The organism is Shimia sediminis (assembly GCF_003990645.1).
In the GTDB taxonomy this organism is placed as follows: Bacteria; Pseudomonadota; Alphaproteobacteria; order Rhodobacterales; family Rhodobacteraceae; genus Shimia; species Shimia sediminis.
The window spans coordinates 254,799-276,042 of sequence record NZ_RYZK01000004.1 but is presented as its reverse complement, the minus strand read 5'-3'; the positions used below and the strand labels follow the sequence as shown (position 1 = coordinate 276,042).

The following is a 21,244-nucleotide window of genomic DNA, read 5'->3' as shown; positions in this document are numbered from 1 at the left end:
CTTGACACATGTGTCGATTTATCGGACGCATATGTCGAGTGAATTGCAAAACAGGATTCGTGATGGACATCGGGCTGACAGAAAAACCCCGCCAACGTCGCCGCACAGGTCGCAAAGAACGCACGGCTCAGCCAGGGGGGAACCCTCATTTACGCGTGCCCTACATCACGCGTGGGGTGCCGACGTATGACTTGTTGGATGAAGGAAGTTTGATCCAGATCGAGGCCACAGCGGATCGTATTCTGGCCGAGATTGGTATCGAGTTGCGGGAAGACGCAGAGGCAATGCGGCTGTACAAAGAGGCAGGTGCTAAGGTCACGCCTCTCTCAGCCGAAGCTTGGAACATCCGGTTTGAACCCGGCATGGTGCGTGAGATCCTAAAAACAGCCCCGCCAAGTTTCACACAACACGCCCGTAACCCGGCAAATTCTGTGATCATAGGTCGTGACGCCATGGTCTTTGCGCCATCCTATGGGTCTCCATTTGTGATGGATCTGGACAAGGGCCGACGCTATGGCACGATCGAAGACTTCGAAAACCTTGTTAAGCTGGCACAATCCTCGCCGTGGTTACACCACTCGGGCGGTACAATTTGCGAGCCTACAGATGTCGCGGTGAACAAGCGGCACCTCGACATGGTCTACGCACATATGCGGTATTCGGATCGGGCCTTTTTGGGGTCGATCACCGCTCCTGAAAGGGCGGCAGACAGCATTGAGATGTGCCGCCTGTTGTTTGGCCGAGAGTTTGTTGACCAGAATTGCGTGATCATGGGCAACTTCAACACGACGTCTCCACTTGTTCTGGATGGTGTCACGACCTCTGGTATTCGAACCTACGCCGAAGCAGGGCAAGGATCGATCCACTTGCCGTTTCTGTTAGGAGGCGCCGTCGCGCCTCTGACCATGGCCGGAGCGATTGCGCAATGTCTGGCCGAATCCATGTCCTCGGCAGCGCTGACGCAGCTCGTTCGGCCCGGCGCACCCGTGATCTTGGCCGGTTTTTTGTCCTCGATGTCGTTGCGCACGGGGTCGCCAACATTCGGCACACCAGAACCTGCTCTGGGATCGCTTGTTATGGGACAACTGGCGCGGCGGTTGGATTTGCCGTTGCGCTGCGCGGGGAATTTCTCGACCTCAAAAGCGCCGGACGGGCAGGCAATGCAGCAGGCGATGATGTCGATGATGTCAGCGGTGCAGGGGGGGGCGAACTACATCCTGCACTCGGCGGGTTTCGTGGATGGTCTGTTGTCCATGTCCTACGAAAAGTTCGTCATGGACACGGACATGTGCGGCGCGCTTCATGCGTATCTGAAGGGCATTGAAGTCAATGAAGAGACTCTTGGATTTGGTGCTTTGGCTCAGAACGGTCCAGGCGAGCATTTGTTTGGCACCGATCACACATTGCGGCACTACGAGACCGCCTTTTGGGACAGCGCATTGAATGACGACCAGCCATTTGAAACCTGGTCTGAGCAAGGGAGTGTTGACTCGGCCAAGCGCGCGAACCAGCGTTGGAAGGACATGTTAAACACCTATGAGGCGCCTGCAATGGATGAGGGCACGGATGAGGCGCTGAAGGATTACATGGCGCGGAAAAAGGCGTCGATGCCGGACGCTTGGTACTAAGGAAATGACGATGTCGAACGATCCATTGCTGCAACCCTTTCAGCTGAAACATATGACGTTAAAAAACCGGATCATGACCACGAGCCATGAACCGGCCTATCCCGAACAGGGCATGCCGAAAGAGCGCTATGCGGCCTATCACGCAGAGCGGGCCAAGGCAGGTGTCGCGTTGGCGATGACGGCCGGGTCGGCGGCTGTCAGCAAAGACAGCCCGCCGGTGTTCAACAATATCCTCGCCTACAAGGATGAGGTGGTGCCGCATATCCAGCGGTTGACCGATGCCTGTCACGAGCATGGCTGCGCAGTGATGATCCAGCTGACTCATCTGGGGCGTCGCACAGGTTGGAACAAAGGCGATTGGCTACCTTCGGTGTCGTCGTCCAAGCACCGCGAGCCGGCGCACCGGTCGTTTCCCAAGCTGATCGAGGATTGGGATATCGAGCGGATCATCTCGGACTTTGCCGATGCCACGGAACGCATGAAGGCGGGTGGTATGGATGGGATCGAGCTGCAGGTTTATGGTCACTTGCTGGATCAGTTCTGGTCGCCGCTGACCAATGATCTGGAGGGGCCTTATGGCGGGCAGTCGCTGGAGAGCCGGTTGAAGTTTCCGATGGACGTGCTGAAAGCCATCCGTAAGCGGGTGGGTGACGAGTTCATCGTGGGCCTGCGCTATACGGCGGATGAGGCCGAGGCAGGGGGGATCTCGCCGGAAGAGGGGATCGAGATTTCCAAGCGGCTGGCAGACAGCGGCATGGTGGATTTCCTCAATGTCATTCGCGGGCGCATTCACACCGATCCCGCGATGACCGATGTGATCCCGGTGCAGGGTATGAAAAACGCGCCGCATTTGGATTTTGCCGGTGAGGTGAAGAAGGCGACGGGGATGCCGACCTTCCACGCGGCGAAAATCCCGGATGTGGCCACGGCGCGCCATGCGGTGCAGGTGGGGCTGTTGGACATGGTGGGCATGACGCGCGCCCATATGGCGGATCCGCATATCGTGAAAAAGATCGTCGAGGGACGTGAGGATGATATACGCCCTTGCGTCGGCGCAACCTATTGTCTCGACAGGATTTATCAGGCGGGTGAAGCCTTGTGTCTGCACAATGCGGCCACGGGGCGTGAGCTGACCATGCCGCATGAGATTGCACCTGCAGCTGAGCGCAAGAAGGTGGTGATTGTCGGTGCAGGGCCCGGTGGTCTGGAGGCGGCCCGTGTGGCAGCGGAGCGCGGCCATGACGTGACCGTGTTCGAAGCACAGCCCGATCCCGGCGGGCAAATCCGGCTGACGGCGCAGAACCCTCGGCGGCGGGAGATGATCAGCATCATCGACTGGCGCATGGCGCAATGTGCGGCGCGGGATGTGGAGTTCCGCTTTAATACCTGGGCCGAGGCCGGGGATGTGACTGCGCTAAACCCGGATGTGGTGATTGTAGCCACCGGAGGCATGCCGAATGTCGAGCTGTTCGAAAGCGGCACCGAAAGTGATCTGGTGGTCACGGCGTGGGATCTGATCTCGGGTGATGTCAAGCCGGGGCAGAACATCCTGATCTATGACGAAAGCGGTGATCATCCGGCACTGATGGCGGCGGAACTGGCGGCAGAGACAGGCGCCAAGGTGGAGGTGATGACACCCGACCGGGTTTTTGCTCCGGATATCATGGCGATGAACCTTGTGCCCTATATGAGGGCGCTGCAGGACAAAGATGTGACCTTTACTGTGACCCGCCGCTTGCTGGATGTGGCGCGGGAGGGGAACCTTTTGAATGCGACGATTGGCACGGATTACAGCGATTTCACCTCGCATAAGACCTATGATCAGGTGGTGGTGAACTATGGCACGCTGCCGCTGGATGATCTGTATTTTGATCTGAAACCCCTGTCGTCGAACGAAGGGGCGGTGGATTACGACGCGCTGATCGAGGGGCGCGGGCAAGGGATCGAACGCAACGCGGAAGGCGGCTTTCAGCTGTTCCGGATTGGCGATGCAGTGAGTGCGCGCAACACCCATGCGGCGATCTATGACGCCTTGCGCCTGGTAAAGGATATCTGATGCGGATTGGAGTTCTGGGAACCGGTACGATTGCCACGGCGGTTGTGCATGGCATAGCGGGAGATGGGCATCAGATCGTGGTATCGGAACGCAGCGTGGCGAATACGTCGTTGTTGGCGGCGGTCTATGACGAGGTCTCGGTTGCCGGGAACCAGGCCGTTTTGGATCAGAGCGATGTGGTGTTCCTGGGGCTGATGGCTGAGGTGGCTGAGGTGATGTTGCCGAGGCTGTCGTTTCGGGAGGATCAAAGAGTGATTTCCTTCATGGCAGGCGCTTCGAAGTCCGAGGCGGCGGCACTGGTGGCGCCTGCCACGTTGGAGGCCGTGGTGATGCCGTTTCCGGGGATTGCGGAAGGTGGCTCGCCGGTTTTGGCCTTGGGGGACGCGGAGCTGCTTGAGGAAATCTTTGGGGCACGGAACACCGTTTATGCGGTGCAGTCTGAAGCAGAACTCGCGGCGTACTTGAGTGCGCAGGCCGTGCTGTCTCCGGTGGCGCGGATGGTGGAAACGGCGGGCAATTGGTTGGCTGCGCGCGAGGCCGTGCCCGGCGTGGGCGAGGCGTTTTTGCGGCACCTGGTGGCGTCGAACTTGCAAGGAACCCCAAGCGCGGAGCTGATCGAGGCGTTGAACACGGAGGGCGGCTATAACCAGCGGTTGCGGTTGCACATGGAAGAGGGTGGCATGGTGCAGGATTTGCAGGGTGGCATGGATGCGTTGGAGCGTGGGGAATGAGCCTTCGCCACGTGTTCAATCCGGTTACGCTGCGGCACAAGACTCTGAAAAATCGCATCGTTTTTGGGGCGCATACCACGAATATGGCCGAGAATGGCCTGCCCGGAGATCAGCATCTCGCGTATTACAAGGAGCGGGCCGTGGGCGGGGCGGCGATGATCGTTGTCGAGCCGATGCCAGTTCATGCAGCGGCCATTCTGACCCGTGGCAATTTTCGCCAATCCAGCGATGAGGTGATCCCGCATTTCAAACGCATTACCGAGGCCTGTCAGGCCGAAGGCGCGGTGATGATCCAGCAGCTCTATCACGTGGGCGCGCATGGGGATTGGGACAACTCTTGGCATGCGAACTGGTCTCCGTCGGGTGGGCCGAGCTATCACGACAATGATGGCAGCCACGCGATGACAGTGGCAGAGATCGAAGAGACCATCGAAGGCTTTGTCGCGGCGGCGGTGCGCTGTCAGAAGGCGGGCTTTGATGGGGTTGAGGTTTGGGCGGCCTATCACTGCTTGCTGGATCAGTTCTGGACGCCGTTTTCGAACCTCCGCGAGGACGCATGGGGCGGTGATCTGGATGGGCGCACGCGGCTGTCCCGCGAGATCATGCGCCGTATTCGCGAGGCCTGTGGCGAGGACTTTATCATTGGTCTGGCGATCAATGACGACTCGGATCAGGAGGTTTGCCTGAGCCGGGATGAGATGGTTGAGGTCGTCGCGCGGCATGATCGTGACGGATTGATGGATTATGTCACGGTGGGGGCGGGGAGTTACTTTGACTTCTACAAGCTGTTGCCGAGTTTTCAGTATGCCGAGAACCTTGGGGCCGATCTGGCGTCGCGGTTGAAAGCGGCGGGACTGTCGGCGCTGGTGACGGCCGAGGCAAATATCCGAACGCCGGACAATGCCAATACCGTGTTGGGCGCGGGGCAGGCGGATTTGGTGTCGATTGTCCGGGGGCAGATTGCCGATCCGCATCTTGTGACAAAGGCGGCAGAGGATCGGGTCGAAGACATACGCGGGTGTCTGTCGTGTAACCAGCAGTGCTGGGGACGCCGGGGGCGGGATTACTACATCTCTTGTCTGGTGAACCCGTCGGCGGGGCATGAGTACTTGTGGGGTGGGGATCGGTTCACGGCAGCCGAGGACAAGCTGTCGGTGCTGGTGGTTGGGGCCGGGCCTGCGGGGCTTGAGGCAGCGCGGGTGGCAGCCGAGCGCGGGCACGGCGTGGTTTTGGTTGAGGCGGGGCCGAAGGTCGGCGGGCAGTTTAAGTTGGCGGGCTTGCAGCCGCGCCGGGCGCAAGTGACGGATTTGGTGGAGTGGTATGAGCGTCAGCTAGGGAAACTGGGCGTGGAGGTGCGGCTGAACACCTACTGGGATGAGGACGACATTGCGGACGGCGGATTTGGTCGGGTGATTGTTGCGACAGGGTCTTTGCCGGCGGGGACCGGGTTTCAGAAGGCGCTTCCGCATGTGGCGGAGATGCCGGGACTGACGCTGGGCAATGTCTGGTCGACCGAGGATGTGATGGGCCGCGCGGCGCGTCTGGGGCAACACGTTGTTGTGCTGGACGAAGGCGGCCATTGGAAGGGTATCGGCACGGCGTGGCACATGGCAGAGCAGGGGCACAGGGTGACCATTGTGACGCCGGATGCGATGGTGGCGAAAGAGCTGGTGCGCTCGGCCACGGATTTCCCGGCGCGTCAGACTTTGGCGCGGTTGGGGGTGGTGTTTGAGACCGAAGTGGCGCTTACGAAATGGTCAGCGGAGGGGGCTGAGGTACTGTCGTTGCTGACCGGTGCGGTGAAGCAGATCGCGGCGGACAGTTTGGTTCTGGCGACAGGGAATGTCGCTATGCCGGATCTGGCGGACGCTTTGCGGGCCAAAGGGATCGACCCGAAAGTGATTGGCGATGCCAATGCGCCGAGGCTGGCGGCGGCGGCCATCTATGAAGGCCGCCGCGCTGGTCTGGAGCTTTAGAAGAAAGCCTGAAGGCCGGTCTGTGCGCGGCCCAGGATCAGGGCGTGCACGTCGTGGGTGCCTTCGTAGGTGTTCACCGTCTCGAGGTTCACCATGTGGCGGATCACGCCGAAGGCTGTGCTGATGCCGTTGCCGCCGTGCATGTCACGCGCCATGCGTGCGATATCCAGCGCCTTGCCACAGTTGTTGCGCTTGATGATCGAGACCATCTCGGGCGCGGCACTGGCTTCGTCCATCAGACGACCGACGCGCAGGGCCGCTTGCAGGCCCAGCGAAATCTCGGTCTGCATATTGGCGAGCTTCAGCTGGAACAGCTGGGTGTTGGCCAGCGGGCGGCCGAATTGCTTGCGGTCGAGGCCGTATTGGCGGGCGGCGTGCCAGCAGTATTCGGCGGCCCCCATGGCGCCCCAGGCGATGCCGTAGCGGGCGCGGTTGAGACAGCCGAAGGGCCCTTTCAGACCGGCGACGTTGGGCAGGAGAGCGTCTTCGCTGACTTCGACGTTGTCCATGACGATTTCGCCGGTGATGGAGGCGCGCAGGGACATTTTGCCTTCGATCTTCGGGGCGCTCAGACCCTTCATGCCTTTTTCCAGAACGAAGCCTTTGATCTTGCCGTCATGGGCGTCGGATTTGGCCCACACCACGAAGACATCCGCAATTGGCGCGTTGGAAATCCACATCTTCGAGCCATTCAGGACGTAGCCGCCGTCGACCTTTTTGGCGGTGGTCTTCATCGAGCCGGGATCGGAACCCGCGTCGGGTTCGGTCAGGCCAAAGCAGCCAATCAGTTCGCCCGACGACAGACCCGGCAGGTATTTCTTGCGCTGCTCGTCGGTGCCGTAAGCATAGATCGGGTACATCACAAGGCTGGATTGCACCGACATCATCGAGCGGTAGCCAGAGTCGACGCGTTCAACCTCACGAGCCACGAGGCCATAGGTGACATAGCCAGCTCCAAGCCCACCGTATTCCTCAGGGATGGTGGTGCCGAGGAGGCCCATAGCGCCCATTTCGCGGAAAATCTCGGGGTCGGTCTCTTCCTTGTCGAAGGCTTCTGTTACCCGTGGTTGCAGCTTTTCCTGCGCATAGGCCATGGCCGAGTCGCGGATCATGCGTTCGTCTTCTTCGAGCTGGGTTTCCAGCAGGAACGGGTCTTCCCAGTTGAACGACGACAGGTCGGGGCGGGATTGCGGGGCGAGATCACGGGCCATGTTCAAGGTGTCCTTTCGGTGATTCTGGTCAGAGCCTTGTGAGTGTTACCACAAGGATGTGGTGTTTGCGGTGCATGCTTTGGTTGGTTCCAGTGATGTCGTGACGCTGTGAATTCCACCAAAGATGCGCTGTTGGCATTAACTAGCTTGCAAAACCACAGGAAAAAATCAAATTTTAGGCAACAAAACATTCTGAAAGGGAATGAATTGAAATCTACGCGCCGATTTACACCGCCAATGTCGACGTTAACGGCATTCGAAGCTGTGTCCCGTTTGGGGTCTGTTACAGCGGCTGCGGCAGAGTTGAACCTGACGCAGAGTGCAGTCAGTCGACAGATACAAAGGTTGGAAGAGCAGCTTGGCAGCGCCCTGTTCGAGCGTCAGCGCAAGCGGCTCATTCTGACGGCGCATGGGGCGCGTTATGCAGAGGAAATCCGGGCAGCACTTCACCAGATCAATAGCGCCACAGTTGCACTTCAGGCCAATCCCGATGGCGGGGCGTTGAACCTGGCGATCCTGCCCAGTTTTGGCACCCACTGGTTAGCGCCGAAGTTGCCGGGTTTTTTCGCGGGCAATCCGGGCGTGACGCTGAACATGTCGACGCGGCTGGAGCCATTTGATTTTGCATTCGAAAGCTTTCATGCGGCGATCCACTATGGGCGCAAGCGCTGGCCGGGGACGGAGAGCCTGCGATTGCTGGATGAACACATGGTTGCAGTGGCGTCGCCCGACCTCGCGCGAGATGAGGGGGTGCAGGGTTTGCCTCGTCTGTCGTTGCAAACGCGACCCTATGCCTGGGAGGAGTGGTCCAAGGTCAATGGATGGCCGGAAACGACGCGTCCGTCGATGATGTTTGATCAATTTGCCACGATGATGCGGGCGGCGCAGTCGGGGCTGGGGGTTGCCCTAATGCCTGATTACCTCGTCGATGTTGAGATCGCGCGTGGGACGCTGGTGGAGCTTGAAGGCGCGTGCCGCGTTGGCATGGGGGCCTATCTGCTGGTGTGGCCGGAAGGCGCAGGAGGCTATCCGCCGTTGGCTGCCTTGCGCCATTGGCTGGAAGGAACAATGGAGGCGTAATTCACGATCTCCAATAAAGCTTTATGCTTGAAGTTTTAAGCTTGAAATAAATATTGAGTCACTCTAGCATCAGGCTCAAACCTTCAGTGTATGATGAATGCCGATGTGGGCAGTGCGCATGCTGGCAATATGGAGACGAAGATGCGGAGCGACGTAGAGCATTTCAAATGTGAGATTTCGGAGGGGGTTGCAGTGGTCGCTTTGGACCGGCCCGAGCGAAAAAACCCGCTGACCTTCGACAGCTACGCCGAGCTGCGCGATTGGTTCCGGGATCTGCACTATGATGATGAGGTCAAAGCGGTGGTCTTTGCCTCAAACGGGGGGAACTTCAGCTCGGGTGGTGATGTTCATGACATCATCGGGCCGCTCACGAAGATGTCCATGAAAGAGCTGCTGACGTTCACACGAATGACGGGCGATCTGGTCAAGGCGATGGTGAACTGCGGCAAGCCGATAATCGCTGCTGTAGACGGTGTATGTGCCGGAGCCGGTGCCATTATCTCTATGGCCTCGGATCTGCGGGTGGCCACGCCAGAGGCGAAAACGGCTTTTCTTTTCAATCGTGTAGGTCTCGCGGGCTGTGACATGGGAGCCTGTGCCATTCTACCCCGGATCATCGGGCAGGGACGCGCTGCCGAGTTGCTCTACCTTGGGCGTGCGATGTCTGCGGATGAAGGGTATGCATGGGGTTACTTCAACCGCTTGGTTGATGCAGATGCCCTGATGGCCGAAGCCATGAAGCTGGCGCGGCGCATAGCTGATGGCCCAAACTTTGCAAACATGATGACCAAAACCATGCTGGCACAGGAATGGTGCATGTCGATCGAACAGGCCATCGAGGCGGAAGCTCAGGCGCAGGCGATCTGTATGCAGGGGCAGGATTTTCATCGCGCGTACCATGCCTTTGTTGCCAAAGAGAAACCGGTGTTTGAAGGCGACTAATTTGGATCGGGGGCCAGCCCCCGAACCCCCGGGATATTTTGGGCCAAAAGAAGCCTTGGGAGGGCAACATGGCGGATAAGACATTCCTGAATTGGCCGTTTTTTGAGGATCGGCATCGGGTGCTTTCAGAAGCGCTTGAAGAATGGTGCGCGGTGCATCTGGGCGTGGTTGACCACTCGGACACCGATACCGCCTGTCGTCAGTTGGTGGCGATGCTAGGCGAGTCCGGCTTCCTGACTCATTCGGCAGTGGACCCCGACGGCGGCGGCGGGTTGGATGTGCGATCACTGTGCCTGATCCGCGAAACGCTGGCGCGCCACGACGGGTTGGCGGATTTTGCTTTTGCCATGCAGGGGTTGGGGACCGGGGCGATTTCTCTCTTTGGTACTGATGCGCAAAAGCGGGAGTGGCTGAGCCTGACGCGGGCGGGCCGGGCGATCTCGGCTTTTGCGCTGACCGAGCCAGGGTCGGGCTCGGACGTGGCCAGCAATACGATGACTTCAACGCGCGACGGGGATGATTTTGTCCTGAACGGGGAAAAGACCTGGATCTCGAACGGCGGCATCGCGGACGTTTACACGGTGTTTGCCCGCACAGGCGAGGCACCGGGGGCTAAAGGCATGTCGGCCTTTATCGTGCCTGCGGGGCTGCCGGGGTTCGAGGTAGTTGAACGGTTGGAAACCATCGCGCCGCACCCGCTCGCGACGCTGAGGTTTAGCGATTGCCGGGTGCCGGCATCAGCGCTGTTGGGCGCGCCCGGCGCGGGGTTCAAGATAGCTATGTCGGTGCTGGATGTTTTCCGCTCGACCGTAGCGGCTGCGGCGCTGGGCTTTGCGCGGCGGGCGTTGGATGAGGCGTTGGCGCGGACAGTCGCGCGCAAGGTGCAAGGCGCGCCGCTGTTTGATTTGCAGATGGTGCAGGGGCACATTGCGGATATGGCGCTGGATGTGGATGCGGCGGCTTTGCTGGTCTACCGAGCGGCCTGGACCAAGGATTCCGGCGCGCCGAGGGTGACGCGCGAGGCGGCGATGGCAAAGCTGTTTGCCACGGATCAGGCCCAGCAAGTGATAGATAAAGCTGTGCAATTGCATGGCGGCGACGGGGTGAAGTCGGGCGAAGTTGTCGAGCGGCTCTATCGCGAGATACGCGCCTTGCGGATTTACGAAGGGGCCTCGGACGTACAACGCGTAGTGATCGCGCGACAGACCATGGGCGCCAGCTGAAGGGGGGCGGGACATGCTGAAACCGTCGGCACATACGGATACGTTTTCACGGGACAACCTGCCAGATGAGGCGACCTGGCCGGACCTGTTGCTGGCGGGGTTTGACTATCCCGATCGGTTGAACGCGGCGGTCGAGTTGACCGATGCAATGGTCGATAAGGGTTTTGGCGACCACACGGCGCTGATCGGCAACGGGCGGCGGCGGACCTATAAAGAGCTGACCGACTGGACCAACCGGCTGGCGCATGTGCTGGTTGAAGACCTCAAGGTCAAGCCCGGCAACCGCGTGCTGATCCGCTCGGCGAACAATCCGGCGATGGTGGCCTGTTGGTTGGCCGCAACCAAGGTTGGAGCAGTGGTGGTCAACACCATGCCGATGCTGCGCGCAGCAGAACTGGCGAAATACGTGGAAAAGGCCGAGATCAGCCATGCACTGTGTGACACGCGGCTGATGGACGAGATGATCGCCTGCGCCAAGGACAGCGACACATTGAATACAGTTGTGGGGTTTGACGGCTCGGCGAACCATGATGCCGAGCTGGACCGGCTGGCGCTGGAAAAGCCGGTAACCTTTGACGCGGTTGAGACTAGCCAGGATGACGTGGCGCTGACCGGGTTCACCAGTGGCAGCACGGGTGAACCGAAGGGGACGATGCACTTTCACCGTGACCTGCTGATCATTGCGGATGGCTATGCCAAAGAGGTGCTGGGGGTGACGCCTGAGGATGTCTTTATCGGTTCGCCACCATTGGCGTTCACTTTTGGGCTGGGTGGTCTGGCGATTTTCCCGCTGCGGTTTGGGGCGGCGGCGACGCTGCTGGAACAGGCCTCACCGCCAAACATGATCGAGATCATCGAGAAGTTCAAAGCGACCGTGTGTTTCACGGCGCCGACTGCCTATCGCGCCATGTTGGCTGCGATGGAAGAGGGGGCGGACTTGTCGTCGTTGCGGGCGGCGGTGTCGGCGGGCGAGACATTGCCTGCGCCGGTTTATGACCAGTGGATGGAAAAGACCGGCAAGCCGATGCTGGACGGGATCGGCGCGACAGAGATGCTGCATATCTTTATCACCAACCGGTTTACGGACCACCGACCGGCCTGCACGGGCAAGCCGGTCGCGGGCTATGAGGCCAAGATCGTGGATGAAGGCGGGCACGAGTTGCCGCGCGGTGAAGTTGGGCGTCTGGCGGTTCGGGGGCCGACGGGGTGCCGGTATCTTGGTGGGGAAAAGCAGGAGGCCTATGTGCTGAACGGCTGGAACCTGTCGGGAGATGCCTTTAGTCAGGATGATGACGGATACTTCCACTTTGCGGCGCGCAATGACGATATGATCATTTCGTCGGGCTACAACATCGCGGGCCCCGAAGTCGAAGCAGCGCTGTTGGCGCATGAAGCGGTTGCCGAATGTGCGGTCATTGGCGTTCCAGATGAGGCACGCGGTGCGATCGTTGAAGCGCATGTCGTTCTGAACGAAGGCCATGAAGCCAGTTCCGCTATGACCAAATTGCTTCAGGACCACGTCAAAGCGTCCATTGCCCCTTACAAGTATCCCCGATCTTTGGTGTTCGCTAAAGCCCTCCCCAAGACCGAGACCGGAAAGATTCAGCGTTTCAAACTCAGGACAGACACATGAGCGATCAGGCCTATGACCCCAGCCAGGAGGGCGCAAAGATGTCCTTCAAAGGCGCTATGTCTTATGGGGATTACTTGCACCTAGACGCGGTGTTGGAGCAACAGCATCCACAATCTGATGCACATGATGAATTGCTGTTCATCATCCAGCACCAGACCTCGGAGCTTTGGATGAAACTGGCTCTGCATGAATTGGGAGCGGCCCGTGAAGCTCTTATTGGGGGCGACATGGCGCATATGTTCAAGATGCTGGCGCGGGTCAGCCGGATCTTTGAGCAGTTGAATAACGCGTGGGATGTGCTGCGGACGATGACGCCCGCGGATTACACGCGGTTTCGCGATGCTCTGGGGCCGTCTTCGGGGTTTCAATCCTATCAGTACCGGATGATCGAATACGTTTTGGGCAACCGCAACCCAAACATGCTGAAGCCCCATGAACACGTGGCGAATGTACATCAGATGCTGGCAGGTGAGCTGGAGCGGCCGAGTTTCTACGACGAAGTTGTGCGGTTGCTGTTCAGGACGATTGACGGATCCGAAGACAACATGCCCGCGCCTCAGTTGACCACGCCGCATGCGCCAAATGCAGAGATTCAGACGCGTTGGAAGATGGTGTACGAAGACGTGGATGCCCACTGGCGACTGTATGAGCTGGGTGAGAAACTGGTGGATCTGGAAGACTATTTCCGGCGCTGGCGGTTCAACCATGTGACCACGGTAGAACGGGTGATCGGGTTCAAGCGCGGCACAGGGGGCACCTCGGGCGTGCAGTATCTGCGCCGGATGCTTGAGGTGGAGTTGTTTCCCGAGCTCTGGCACCTCAGAGGGGAATTGTGACGTCCTGGCGGGAGAGCTGAGACGATAAGGAATTGGGCCCCAAGATGCGGGCCAGAGAAGGAAAGGCAAAGTCATGAGCCTCAAGGAAATTCACCCCGAAGGTTGGGCGCCCGCGCTGGGCTATGCCAATGGCATGCTGGCCGAGGATGGTACGTTGCATGTCGGTGGGCAGATTGGCTGGAACGCGGATAAGGTATTCGAAACCCAAGACTTTGTCGGGCAGATGGAACAGGTGCTGCGCAATATCGTGGCGATTGTCGAAGCGGCAGGGGGTGAAGTATCGGATATTGCCCGTCTGACCTGGTTCGTGACCGACAAGAAGGAATACCTCGCACGGCAGCGGGATGTGGGGCAGGCCTATCGCCGTGTCATGGGGCGCCATTTTCCCGCGATGTCGATGCTGGTTATCAAGGAACTTATCGAGGACGAAGCTCTGGTCGAAATTGAAGCGACTGCACACATCAACCAGTAATTACGTCAGCCTTTGGTACTCAGAGTGCCTCTGACGCCGCACGCCTGGCCTTTTCTCTTGCCCGCTCTGCCGGAAAGTCCGAAAAGGTGTCATGTGCTTCACATGTGAAATGATTGCAGCTGGTGCGCCCTTTGTCAGAATGGTGGAGGCGCTGCGGTGCTAAAAAACATCACGAGTCTGGCGAGAAAGCTGACTATCGGCCTGATTGGCGGAGTTGCCGCATGGTGGCTTGGGCTGCCAATGCCGTTCATGATCGGATCGCTCCTGATCACAGCACTACTGATTGTTGGGGCAGGTGGAGCAAATGCAGGTGACATTCCGTTTCCACGTAGTGTTCGTCAGAGTTTCACCGCTGTAATTGGCGTCATGATCGGCCAGAACTTCTCGCCGGAACTGTTTGGCCTTTTGGACCGTTTGTGGCTGTCTCTGCTTATGGTCATTCCTTTTGTGATCGTCGCGCATGCTATTGGATTTGCCGTTTACCGCTACCTTGGCGGCTACGACCGTTTGACCGCGATTTTCGCGGCGGTTCCCGGGGGGTTGATAGAAGCCATCACATTTGCCGAACAGACTGGCGCGAGGATCGGGATTGTGACTGTTCAGCATTTCGCCAGGGTTATTCTGGTCATAACCATTGTGCCTATGCTGTTTTTCTTCTGGACTGGCGAGGTTGTCGGGAGCGCGTCTGGTGTGGAACTGGCCAAGCAGGGATATTCTTATATAGATATCCTCCTGACGCTGGCTGTTGCGGCTTTTGGCATGTTCTTAGGCAAAAAGCTTCGCCTTCCTGCATCTATCCTGATCGGCCCGCTGGTCCTTAGTGCAATCCTGCAACTCACCGGCCTGATGCCCGCGCACGCCCCAAGTTGGTTGCTCAACGTGGCGCAGTTGGTCATTGGCGTGGGATTGGGCTCTGAGTTTCAGGGCATCAGCCGCACACAGCTTGTGAAGTCACTGGGGCTGGGGTTGGTTACAATGGTGGCCTATCTGGTGTTGGGGTTGGGGCTTGCCGCGCTTCTGCAGCCATTCATTCCTGTCCCCTTCAGCGCACTTTTCCTTAGTTACGCACCGGGGGGAGTGACCGAGATGAGCCTTGTGGCCCTAAGCCTGAGTGTCGGCCCCATCATCGTGGCTGCACACCACGTATTCAGGATATCGGTCACGGTGGTCGTTATGACCCTCATCACCAAAAAACTTGAGGCCGAAGCCGGTTCAGGCGAAGGACGCTAAGCTCTGGTCTTTGTTATCAAAAAAAGCCTGATAGGGACGCTGTTGCGTGGGTAGCACCTCAAAGTGCTATCAGATCGAATTTTTAGTAAATCGGGTAAACGGCAATCGTGACATGATGAAACTGACGGCTTGCTCGTGATCCAGATTCTGATCCAGTTCCATGGCCCGAAACGCCCAGTGCTCGGCTGTTCCGAAAATCAGGTCTCGCAGCATGTCCAACGACCAGTCCTGCGAGAGCCTGTCTTCTGAGATCAGTTCTTCCAGACAGTCAAGAAAGATGCGCGAATAGCGGCGGTTGAGATCTCTAAAAACATGGGACATGTCCGTATTTGCGTATCTGCCGTAGTGCGCAAAAGCGCGAAGCTCCTGCCAGGACACTCTCATGTTCTGTAGATGAAAAGCGATAAGAGCTTTCAGGCGTACCTCAGGATCAGAGTGGGATGCGCTCAGGTTCTGAGCCCGCTCGGTTATCGCTGAATAGTGTTCTTGCATGATTGCGAGAAGCAGGCCCTGCTTGCTGCCAAAATGGGCAAAAACGGACCCTTCTGAGACATTTGAGCGCCGCGCAATATCATGGGTTGTCGTCCCTTCGAACCCGTTTTCCGAGACAGATGAGCGGGCGTGAGCCAGTATGCGCATCCTGGTTTCAGTCGCGCGAGCTTGTTTCGCACGTTTTCTTTCTTCTGACGGCTGGCTGGTCGACATGTGAGGTTTCATTTCCTTGTGACGCCACGGTGCATGTTGATTTTTTCACAAAATTGAGTGTTACTCAATATAGCAAAAAGGAGACTCGTGGTGTCGTTTTCCAGCAATGTGAGCAAGCGCGCTCCGGAATTTGAAAAAAACAGACAGGACATGCTGGCACTTGTCGAGCGGTTGCAAGAGCTAGAGCGTGCCGCCGAGGTTGCCTCGGAGAAAAGCAGAAGTCGGTTTGAAGCAAGACACCAGATTCTGCCGCGCGAGCGTGTCTCGCGCATTGTTGATCCCGGGTCGCGGTTTATCGAGCTGTGTAATTTGGCGGGATACAGTGACATTCCGAACGATCCCGAGGCCCAAATTCCCGGAGGATCGCAGATTGCGGGGATTGGCACGGTTTGTGGAACGCGTTGCGTCATCCTGGCCAATGACAGCGGCATAGCGGCAGGGGCTTTGAACCTGGCGGGATCGCGAAAAATTCTGAGGTGCCAAAAAATCGCCCTCGAAAACAAACTGCCATTCCTGCACCTCGTCGAGAGCGCCGGTGCCAACCTGATGCAATATCGGCTAGATCATTTTGTTGATGGCGGCGAAATGTTTGCCAATCTGGCCCGTCTCAGCGCGGCAGGTATCCCCGTTGTGACGATATTGCACGGATCCTCAACGGCGGGTGGGGCCTATATGCCCGGGCTGTCGGATCAGGTTGTGGCAGTGCGCGGCAATGCAAAAGCTTTCCTAGGTGGTCCACCATTGGTCAAGGCCGCCACCGGAGAAATTGCCATAGACGAAGAGCTGGGTGGGGCAGAAATGCACGCCAACGTTACGGGGCTGGTTGAGCATCTTGCCCAAGATGACAAAGACGCGATCAGTATCGCACGTGATGTGATCCGCCATCTCGACTGGGATCGCGATCAAAAGAACCCAGCGACCAACGGTGTGGTCGAACCTGCCTTTGACACTGAAGACTTGGCAGGGGTCGTCCCGGTGGATTATCGGCAGCCTTACGACGTTCTCGAGGTAATTGCGCGGCTGGTGGATGGCTCGGATTTCCTGAACTTCAAAAAATCCTACGGACCAGCAACCGTATGTGTACAAGGGAAAGTCAAAGGCAACAGCTGCGGTTTCATCGCCAACAATGGACCCATTGATACTGCTGGGGCAACCAAGGCGTCCCAGTTCATTCAAATGTGCTGCCAGACCGGGACACCCATTGTCTATCTGCAAAACACCACTGGCTACATGGTTGGCAAAGCCTATGAACAGGGCGGTATGATCAAACATGGCTCAAAGATGATACAGGCGGTGGCCACCGCTTCGGTGCCACAAATTACTTTCATGATTGGGGCCAGCTTTGGTGCGGGAAACTATGGTATGTGCGGTCGCGGATTGGGGCCAAGCTTTGTCTTCAGTTGGCCCAATGCCGAGATTGGTGTCATGGGGCCGGATCAAGCCGCAAAGACCATGACAATTGTAGCTGAGGACGCTGCTGCCAAACGTGGCAAAGCCGTTGATCGAGAAAGCCTGGCCGCCCAGGAAAAGCAGATTGCCAAGTTGTTTTCCATGCAAAGCAGCGCTTTCCACAATTCCGGAAAGCTGTTGGATGACGGGGTTATTGACCCGCGGGACACGCGCGAGGTGCTGGCTGAACTGCTCACGATCACCCGGGTGGCTCGAAAGCGTTCTCTCAATCCAATCAGCTTTGGCGTAGCACGACACTAAGGAGGCGGATGATGAGATTTGACACCGTTCTGGTTGCCAATCGTGGCGAAATCGCCGTGCGTATCCTGAAAACCTTGCGGAGCAGAGGCCTGCGCAGCGTTGCCGTTTTCTCAGAGGCAGACCGACATTCACCACATGTCACCCTTGCGGATCAGGCTGTTTGTCTCGGGTCTGGTGAGGCTTTGCACTCGTATCTTGCGATCGAAAAGATTATCTCGGCAGCGCGTGCGACAGGCGCCGGGGCAATCCATCCCGGTTATGGCTTTCTCAGTGAGAATGCTGATTTCGCCGAGGCGTGTTCTCAGGCGGGCTTGACCTTTATTGGTCCCTCACCAGAGGCCATTCGCGCCATGGGGGACAAGTCTCGCGCCAAACAAGTGATGGTCGCCGCGGGAGTGCCATGTGTTCCGGGTTATCATGGACAAGAGCAATCAGATGAAGTTCTGCGCCTTGAAGCCGACAAAGTTGGCTATCCAGTGATGCTCAAGGCGGCTGCCGGCGGTGGCGGCAAGGGAATGCGGCTGGTCAACAGGGCAGATGAATTCGAAGCCGGGCTTCAGATTGCCAGATCAGAGGCCAAGGCCGCCTTTGGCTCGGATCACATGTTGATTGAAAAGGCGTTGGTTCGACCCCGTCATATCGAGTTTCAGATCTTTGGAGATGAACAGGGCAACGTCATTCACTTAGGGGAAAGAGACTGCTCGGTTCAGCGTCGTCATCAAAAGATCCTGGAAGAAGCACCGGCGCCCTCGTTTCCCGAAAACCTGCGCGCCAGAATGGGAAAGGCTGCTGTCACTGCTGCCAAAGCCATTGGCTACGTCGGTGCGGGCACGGTTGAATTCCTGCTTGATGGCGCCAACGACTTTTACTTCCTTGAAATGAACACGCGGCTTCAGGTCGAACATCCCGTGACGGAACTGGTCACGGGCACGGACCTCGTAGATTGGCAAATCCGCATTGCTCAGGGTGAGGCGCTGCCATTGGCGCAGTCCGATCTGGCGATGAAGGGATCGGCAATCGAGGCGCGCCTTTATGCAGAAAGCCCGCGAAATGACTTCATGCCGTCTTCTGGTCGGATCCTGCAGGTCGAGTTTCCAGCCATGGAAGGTGTGCGGATCGATGCCGGTGTGCAGGACGGATCAGAGGTTTCGACATTCTACGATCCTATGTTGGCCAAACTGATTGCCCACGGGTCCACTCGAGAAATTGCACGACAACGGTTAATCTCTGCGTTGCGAGGGATGACCTTGTTCGGCCTCGAAACCAATCAAACCTACTTGGTGGACGCGCTCGAACATCCAACCTTTGTGCACGGACAGGCAACCACTGATTTTGTCGAGACGGTTGAACCAATGCGGGCAACACCCGACCTGTGCCCGGCTTTGGCCGCTGGTATTCTCTACATGTCACAAGCGTCGCACACGCGCCCGCGCTTAACGCGCCCGGCCTTCCTTGAGTTGCAAATTGACGGCCAAGTCATCTCTACCCAAATAGAGCGCCGCTTTGATGGCCTTCGTGTTGTTATTGAAAACAAAGAATATCTACTCGAAGATCCTGCATTCGATGGCAAAGTGTGGCGTGCGACCATCGGTGGTATTGTTTTGTCCGGCACCGCCATGGTCATTGGCACATCGGAAGTCTGGCTGAACTTCAACGGTCAAACCTTTTGTGTACGCGCCGCAAAATCTGGCGCGACAAACGCGGACCACACGCAAGGGCAACAACATATCGCAGCACCCATGCATGGAAGGGTTCTGAGCGTACCTGTGAGCGCCGGAGCGAGCGTCGAAGCAGGCACTGCGCTTGTCGTGCTGGAGGCCATGAAAATGCAACATACGCTCAAGGCATCGACGGACGGTGTCCTTAGAGCAGTTCACATCTGTGAAGGAGATCAGGTGGAAACCGGCCAGGTTCTGGTCGAGTTGGACGAGGCCATATCATGACACGCATCGTTTCAATCGCCGGTGCCTCTGGCATGTGGGGGGATTCAACGCTCTCAACGCCTCAGCTGCTTACTGATCCAGACCTCAACTACATCACGTACGAGTGCCTTGCCGAGATCACGATGGCCATCATGACGCGCGCGAAGCTGAAAGATCACAACGCAGGATATGCGACCGACGTCATCCAAGAAACAATCCCTGCGCATCTCTCGGAAATTGCTTCGAGGGGAATAAAGGTCATTACAAACGCAGGTGGCGTAAATCCCAAAGCTGCTGCAGAGGCCTTGCGAAGCAAGGTACATGACCTTGGGCTGTCCTTGAAGATCGCAACGGTTTTTGGTGATGACGCCATGCCCCATCTCGACACTTTACAGCAGGCGAAGGTCAAAGAGCTGGATCGAGATACCGCTTTCCCAAAGACACCCATTAGCGCCAATGCCTATTTGGGGGCGTTTCCAATCGCTGCTGCTTTGGATGCCGGGGCCGACATTGTTGTTACTGGCCGCGTCGTCGATAGCGCGCTGACGCTTGGGCCCTTGATTCACGAGTTCGGATGGACGGCAGACGACTATGACAAACTCTCCCAAGGGTCTTTGGCTGGCCACTTGATCGAATGTGGGCCACAGTCGACAGGTGGGCTCCTCACGGATTGGGATGAGGTTGAAAGCTGGGCAAACATCGGGTTTCCAATTGTGCGGGTCAGTCAGGACGGGGCTTTTGACTTGACCAAGCCGCCTCACACGGATGGCAGTGTCACGGTCAAGAGCGCAACCGAACAGATCCTTTATGAAATTGGCGATCCAGCGGCCTATTGCTTGCCTGACGTGACTTGTGACCTGCGCGACGTCCAACTGACCCAGACGTCCATGAACACGGTTCGGGTATCGGGTGCCAAGGGGCGCGCTCCGGGCCCAAATCTCAAACTCTGCGCTCAGGAAGCCCGAGGCTGGCGGTTGCAATGGATCGTGTCTGTGACGGGGCGCGATGCAGTGCTGCGTGCTGAGCGCACGGCACGAGATCTCGTGTCACGCCTCCGATCAATGCTGACGGCAAAAGAATTCGCAGATTTTGAGGATGTCTCGATTGAGGTTCTGGGCGGTGAACAGTCATATGGTCCCAGATCCAAGGCACGCGCATCGCGCGAAGTGGCTTTGAAACTCGCGTTCGCCCACGCTGATCGAAGCGCCTTGACTCTGGTGGCGCACGAAGTGCCTTCCATCGGTTTGGCTATGGCCCAAGGGCTGTCCGCGGGAGGCACCGGGCGCCCGCGTCCCGTGCCAATCATTCATTTGCATTCCTTCCTGGTTCCCCGAGATTTGTTTCTGCCTCAAATCGAAGTGGAGACAAATGCCGTACCTTACTCTGATCCGGTCTGCGTGTTTGAAGAACTGGAAGAGACAAACAACAGGGCGGCATTCGACCCGGTGTTCCCGGATGGGCCCACTGTAACCTTACCGCTCATGGCAATCGCATATGGCCGATCAGGCGACAAAGGCAACCGCGCCAATATTGGTGTTGCCGCGAGGCACAGGGATTTTTTGCCGCTTATCCGAGATCAGATCACCGCCGAAGTTGTGTTGGACTGGTTCAATCATTTGGTCTCCGGTCCTGTCACGCGGTTCACTCTGCCGGGTCTCATGGCGTATAACTTTCTGATCAAAGAAGCGCTTGGCGGTGGCGGAACAGCGTCGTTGCGATTTGATCCCCAGGGCAAAGCTTTTGGACAAATTCTCTTGGATGTGCCAGTTCAGGTGCCGATCCAGTTGCTGACGCATCCGTCTATGAAACAGATCGCCGAAGTCAGGAATGCTATACACGCCAATTGATAAGCCAGGCTTAGCGCGGTTGATGGGCGATGGAGATCATGT

At 57.8% G+C, this 21,244-nt stretch carries 16 protein-coding genes; 14 read left to right on the top strand and 2 right to left on the bottom strand.

Annotated elements, in window-relative coordinates:
- The first annotated feature begins 62 nt into the window (after positions 1-62).
- The 4 genes from EK369_RS11400 to EK369_RS11385 are packed head-to-tail and all read left to right on the top strand — an operon-like array spanning position 63 to position 6,391.
- Positions 63-1,628, top strand: a complete 1,566-nt coding sequence (locus EK369_RS11400; RefSeq protein WP_127114362.1) for a trimethylamine methyltransferase family protein — start codon at positions 63-65, stop codon at positions 1,626-1,628.
- A gap of 10 nt (positions 1,629-1,638) precedes the next feature.
- Positions 1,639-3,684, top strand: a complete 2,046-nt coding sequence (locus EK369_RS11395) for an NADH:flavin oxidoreductase (protein WP_127114361.1) — start codon at positions 1,639-1,641, stop codon at positions 3,682-3,684.
- Entirely contained in the window at positions 3,684-4,415 is a 732-nt protein-coding gene (locus EK369_RS11390; RefSeq protein WP_127114360.1) for an NAD(P)-binding domain-containing protein, read from the top strand. Before EK369_RS11395 ends, EK369_RS11390 begins: the two co-directional genes overlap by 1 nt.
- The gene (locus EK369_RS11385; RefSeq protein ID WP_127114359.1) at positions 4,412-6,391 is read left to right on the top strand and encodes an oxidoreductase; all 1,980 of its coding nucleotides are present in this window, start codon (positions 4,412-4,414) and stop codon (positions 6,389-6,391) included. Before EK369_RS11390 ends, EK369_RS11385 begins: the two co-directional genes overlap by 4 nt.
- Here the strand turns inward: EK369_RS11385 and EK369_RS11380 are convergent.
- Positions 6,388-7,602 (bottom strand): acyl-CoA dehydrogenase, encoded by a 1,215-nt coding sequence (locus EK369_RS11380; protein WP_127114358.1) that lies wholly within the window; start codon positions 7,600-7,602, stop codon positions 6,388-6,390. The two genes, EK369_RS11385 and EK369_RS11380, sit on opposite strands and share 4 nt — an antisense overlap.
- Before the next feature lie 237 nt (positions 7,603-7,839).
- Between EK369_RS11380 and EK369_RS11375 the strand changes: the two genes are divergently transcribed.
- The 7 genes from EK369_RS11375 to EK369_RS11345 all read left to right on the top strand — a co-directional run bounded on the left by EK369_RS11375 (position 7,840) and on the right by EK369_RS11345 (position 15,018).
- Positions 7,840-8,682, top strand: coding sequence for a LysR family transcriptional regulator (locus EK369_RS11375; RefSeq protein WP_127114357.1), 843 nt, complete (start codon positions 7,840-7,842; stop codon positions 8,680-8,682).
- 129 nt (positions 8,683-8,811) lie between these two features.
- Positions 8,812-9,624, top strand: a complete 813-nt coding sequence (locus EK369_RS11370) for an enoyl-CoA hydratase family protein (protein ID WP_268920611.1) — start codon at positions 8,812-8,814, stop codon at positions 9,622-9,624.
- Positions 9,625-9,692: 68 nt separating this feature from the next.
- Complete coding sequence (locus EK369_RS11365; protein WP_127114355.1) at positions 9,693-10,847, top strand: acyl-CoA dehydrogenase family protein; 1,155 nt, start codon at positions 9,693-9,695, stop codon at positions 10,845-10,847.
- Positions 10,848-10,860: 13 nt separating this feature from the next.
- Complete coding sequence (locus tag EK369_RS11360; protein ID WP_127114354.1) at positions 10,861-12,480, top strand: AMP-binding protein; 1,620 nt, start codon at positions 10,861-10,863, stop codon at positions 12,478-12,480.
- A complete protein-coding gene (locus EK369_RS11355; RefSeq protein WP_127114353.1) occupies positions 12,477-13,316 on the top strand; it encodes a tryptophan 2,3-dioxygenase in 840 nt (279 codons plus the stop codon). The genes EK369_RS11360 and EK369_RS11355 overlap by 4 nt, the downstream gene beginning before the upstream one ends.
- A 73-nt stretch (positions 13,317-13,389) precedes the next feature.
- The gene (locus EK369_RS11350) at positions 13,390-13,788 is read left to right on the top strand and encodes a RidA family protein (protein ID WP_127114352.1); all 399 of its coding nucleotides are present in this window, start codon (positions 13,390-13,392) and stop codon (positions 13,786-13,788) included.
- 249 nt (positions 13,789-14,037) lie between these two features.
- Entirely contained in the window at positions 14,038-15,018 is a 981-nt protein-coding gene (locus tag EK369_RS11345; RefSeq protein ID WP_164726967.1) for an AbrB family transcriptional regulator, read from the top strand.
- Between the two features lie 69 nt (positions 15,019-15,087).
- Here EK369_RS11345 and EK369_RS11340 read toward each other — a convergent pair whose 3' ends face one another.
- Positions 15,088-15,723, bottom strand: coding sequence for a TetR/AcrR family transcriptional regulator (locus tag EK369_RS11340; RefSeq protein WP_164726966.1), 636 nt, complete (start codon positions 15,721-15,723; stop codon positions 15,088-15,090).
- A gap of 150 nt (positions 15,724-15,873) precedes the next feature.
- Here EK369_RS11340 and EK369_RS11335 point away from each other — a divergent pair, with 150 nt between their 5' ends.
- The 3 genes from EK369_RS11335 to EK369_RS11325 are packed head-to-tail and all read left to right on the top strand — an operon-like array spanning position 15,874 to position 21,202.
- Entirely contained in the window at positions 15,874-17,433 is a 1,560-nt protein-coding gene (locus tag EK369_RS11335) for an acyl-CoA carboxylase subunit beta (protein WP_127114349.1), read from the top strand.
- Positions 17,434-17,444: 11 nt separating this feature from the next.
- Positions 17,445-19,376: an acetyl-CoA carboxylase biotin carboxylase subunit gene (locus EK369_RS11330; protein ID WP_306461211.1), complete on the top strand. Its 1,932-nt coding sequence runs from the start codon at positions 17,445-17,447 to the stop codon at positions 19,374-19,376.
- On the top strand, positions 19,373-21,202 hold the full coding sequence (locus tag EK369_RS11325) for an acyclic terpene utilization AtuA family protein (protein WP_127114347.1): 1,830 nt from the start codon (positions 19,373-19,375) through the stop codon (positions 21,200-21,202). Before EK369_RS11330 ends, EK369_RS11325 begins: the two co-directional genes overlap by 4 nt.
- The last annotated feature ends 42 nt before the right edge of the window (positions 21,203-21,244 follow it).

Coding starts and splice junctions, on each gene's coding strand:
- EK369_RS11325 (WP_127114347.1), top strand. CDS start 19,373: ATGACACGCATCGTTTCAATCGCCGGTGCCTCTGGCATGTGGGGGGAT.
- EK369_RS11380 (WP_127114358.1), bottom strand. CDS start 7,602: ATGGCCCGTGATCTCGCCCCGCAATCCCGCCCCGACCTGTCGTCGTTC.
- EK369_RS11370 (WP_268920611.1), top strand. CDS start 8,812: ATGGAGACGAAGATGCGGAGCGACGTAGAGCATTTCAAATGTGAGATT.
- EK369_RS11330 (WP_306461211.1), top strand. CDS start 17,445: ATGAGATTTGACACCGTTCTGGTTGCCAATCGTGGCGAAATCGCCGTG.
- EK369_RS11385 (WP_127114359.1), top strand. CDS start 4,412: ATGAGCCTTCGCCACGTGTTCAATCCGGTTACGCTGCGGCACAAGACT.
- EK369_RS11345 (WP_164726967.1), top strand. CDS start 14,038: ATGATCGGATCGCTCCTGATCACAGCACTACTGATTGTTGGGGCAGGT.
- EK369_RS11360 (WP_127114354.1), top strand. CDS start 10,861: ATGCTGAAACCGTCGGCACATACGGATACGTTTTCACGGGACAACCTG.
- EK369_RS11350 (WP_127114352.1), top strand. CDS start 13,390: ATGAGCCTCAAGGAAATTCACCCCGAAGGTTGGGCGCCCGCGCTGGGC.
- EK369_RS11365 (WP_127114355.1), top strand. CDS start 9,693: ATGGCGGATAAGACATTCCTGAATTGGCCGTTTTTTGAGGATCGGCAT.
- EK369_RS11340 (WP_164726966.1), bottom strand. CDS start 15,723: ATGTCGACCAGCCAGCCGTCAGAAGAAAGAAAACGTGCGAAACAAGCT.
- EK369_RS11395 (WP_127114361.1), top strand. CDS start 1,639: ATGTCGAACGATCCATTGCTGCAACCCTTTCAGCTGAAACATATGACG.
- EK369_RS11400 (WP_127114362.1), top strand. CDS start 63: ATGGACATCGGGCTGACAGAAAAACCCCGCCAACGTCGCCGCACAGGT.
- EK369_RS11390 (WP_127114360.1), top strand. CDS start 3,684: ATGCGGATTGGAGTTCTGGGAACCGGTACGATTGCCACGGCGGTTGTG.
- EK369_RS11335 (WP_127114349.1), top strand. CDS start 15,874: ATGCTGGCACTTGTCGAGCGGTTGCAAGAGCTAGAGCGTGCCGCCGAG.
- EK369_RS11375 (WP_127114357.1), top strand. CDS start 7,840: ATGTCGACGTTAACGGCATTCGAAGCTGTGTCCCGTTTGGGGTCTGTT.
- EK369_RS11355 (WP_127114353.1), top strand. CDS start 12,477: ATGAGCGATCAGGCCTATGACCCCAGCCAGGAGGGCGCAAAGATGTCC.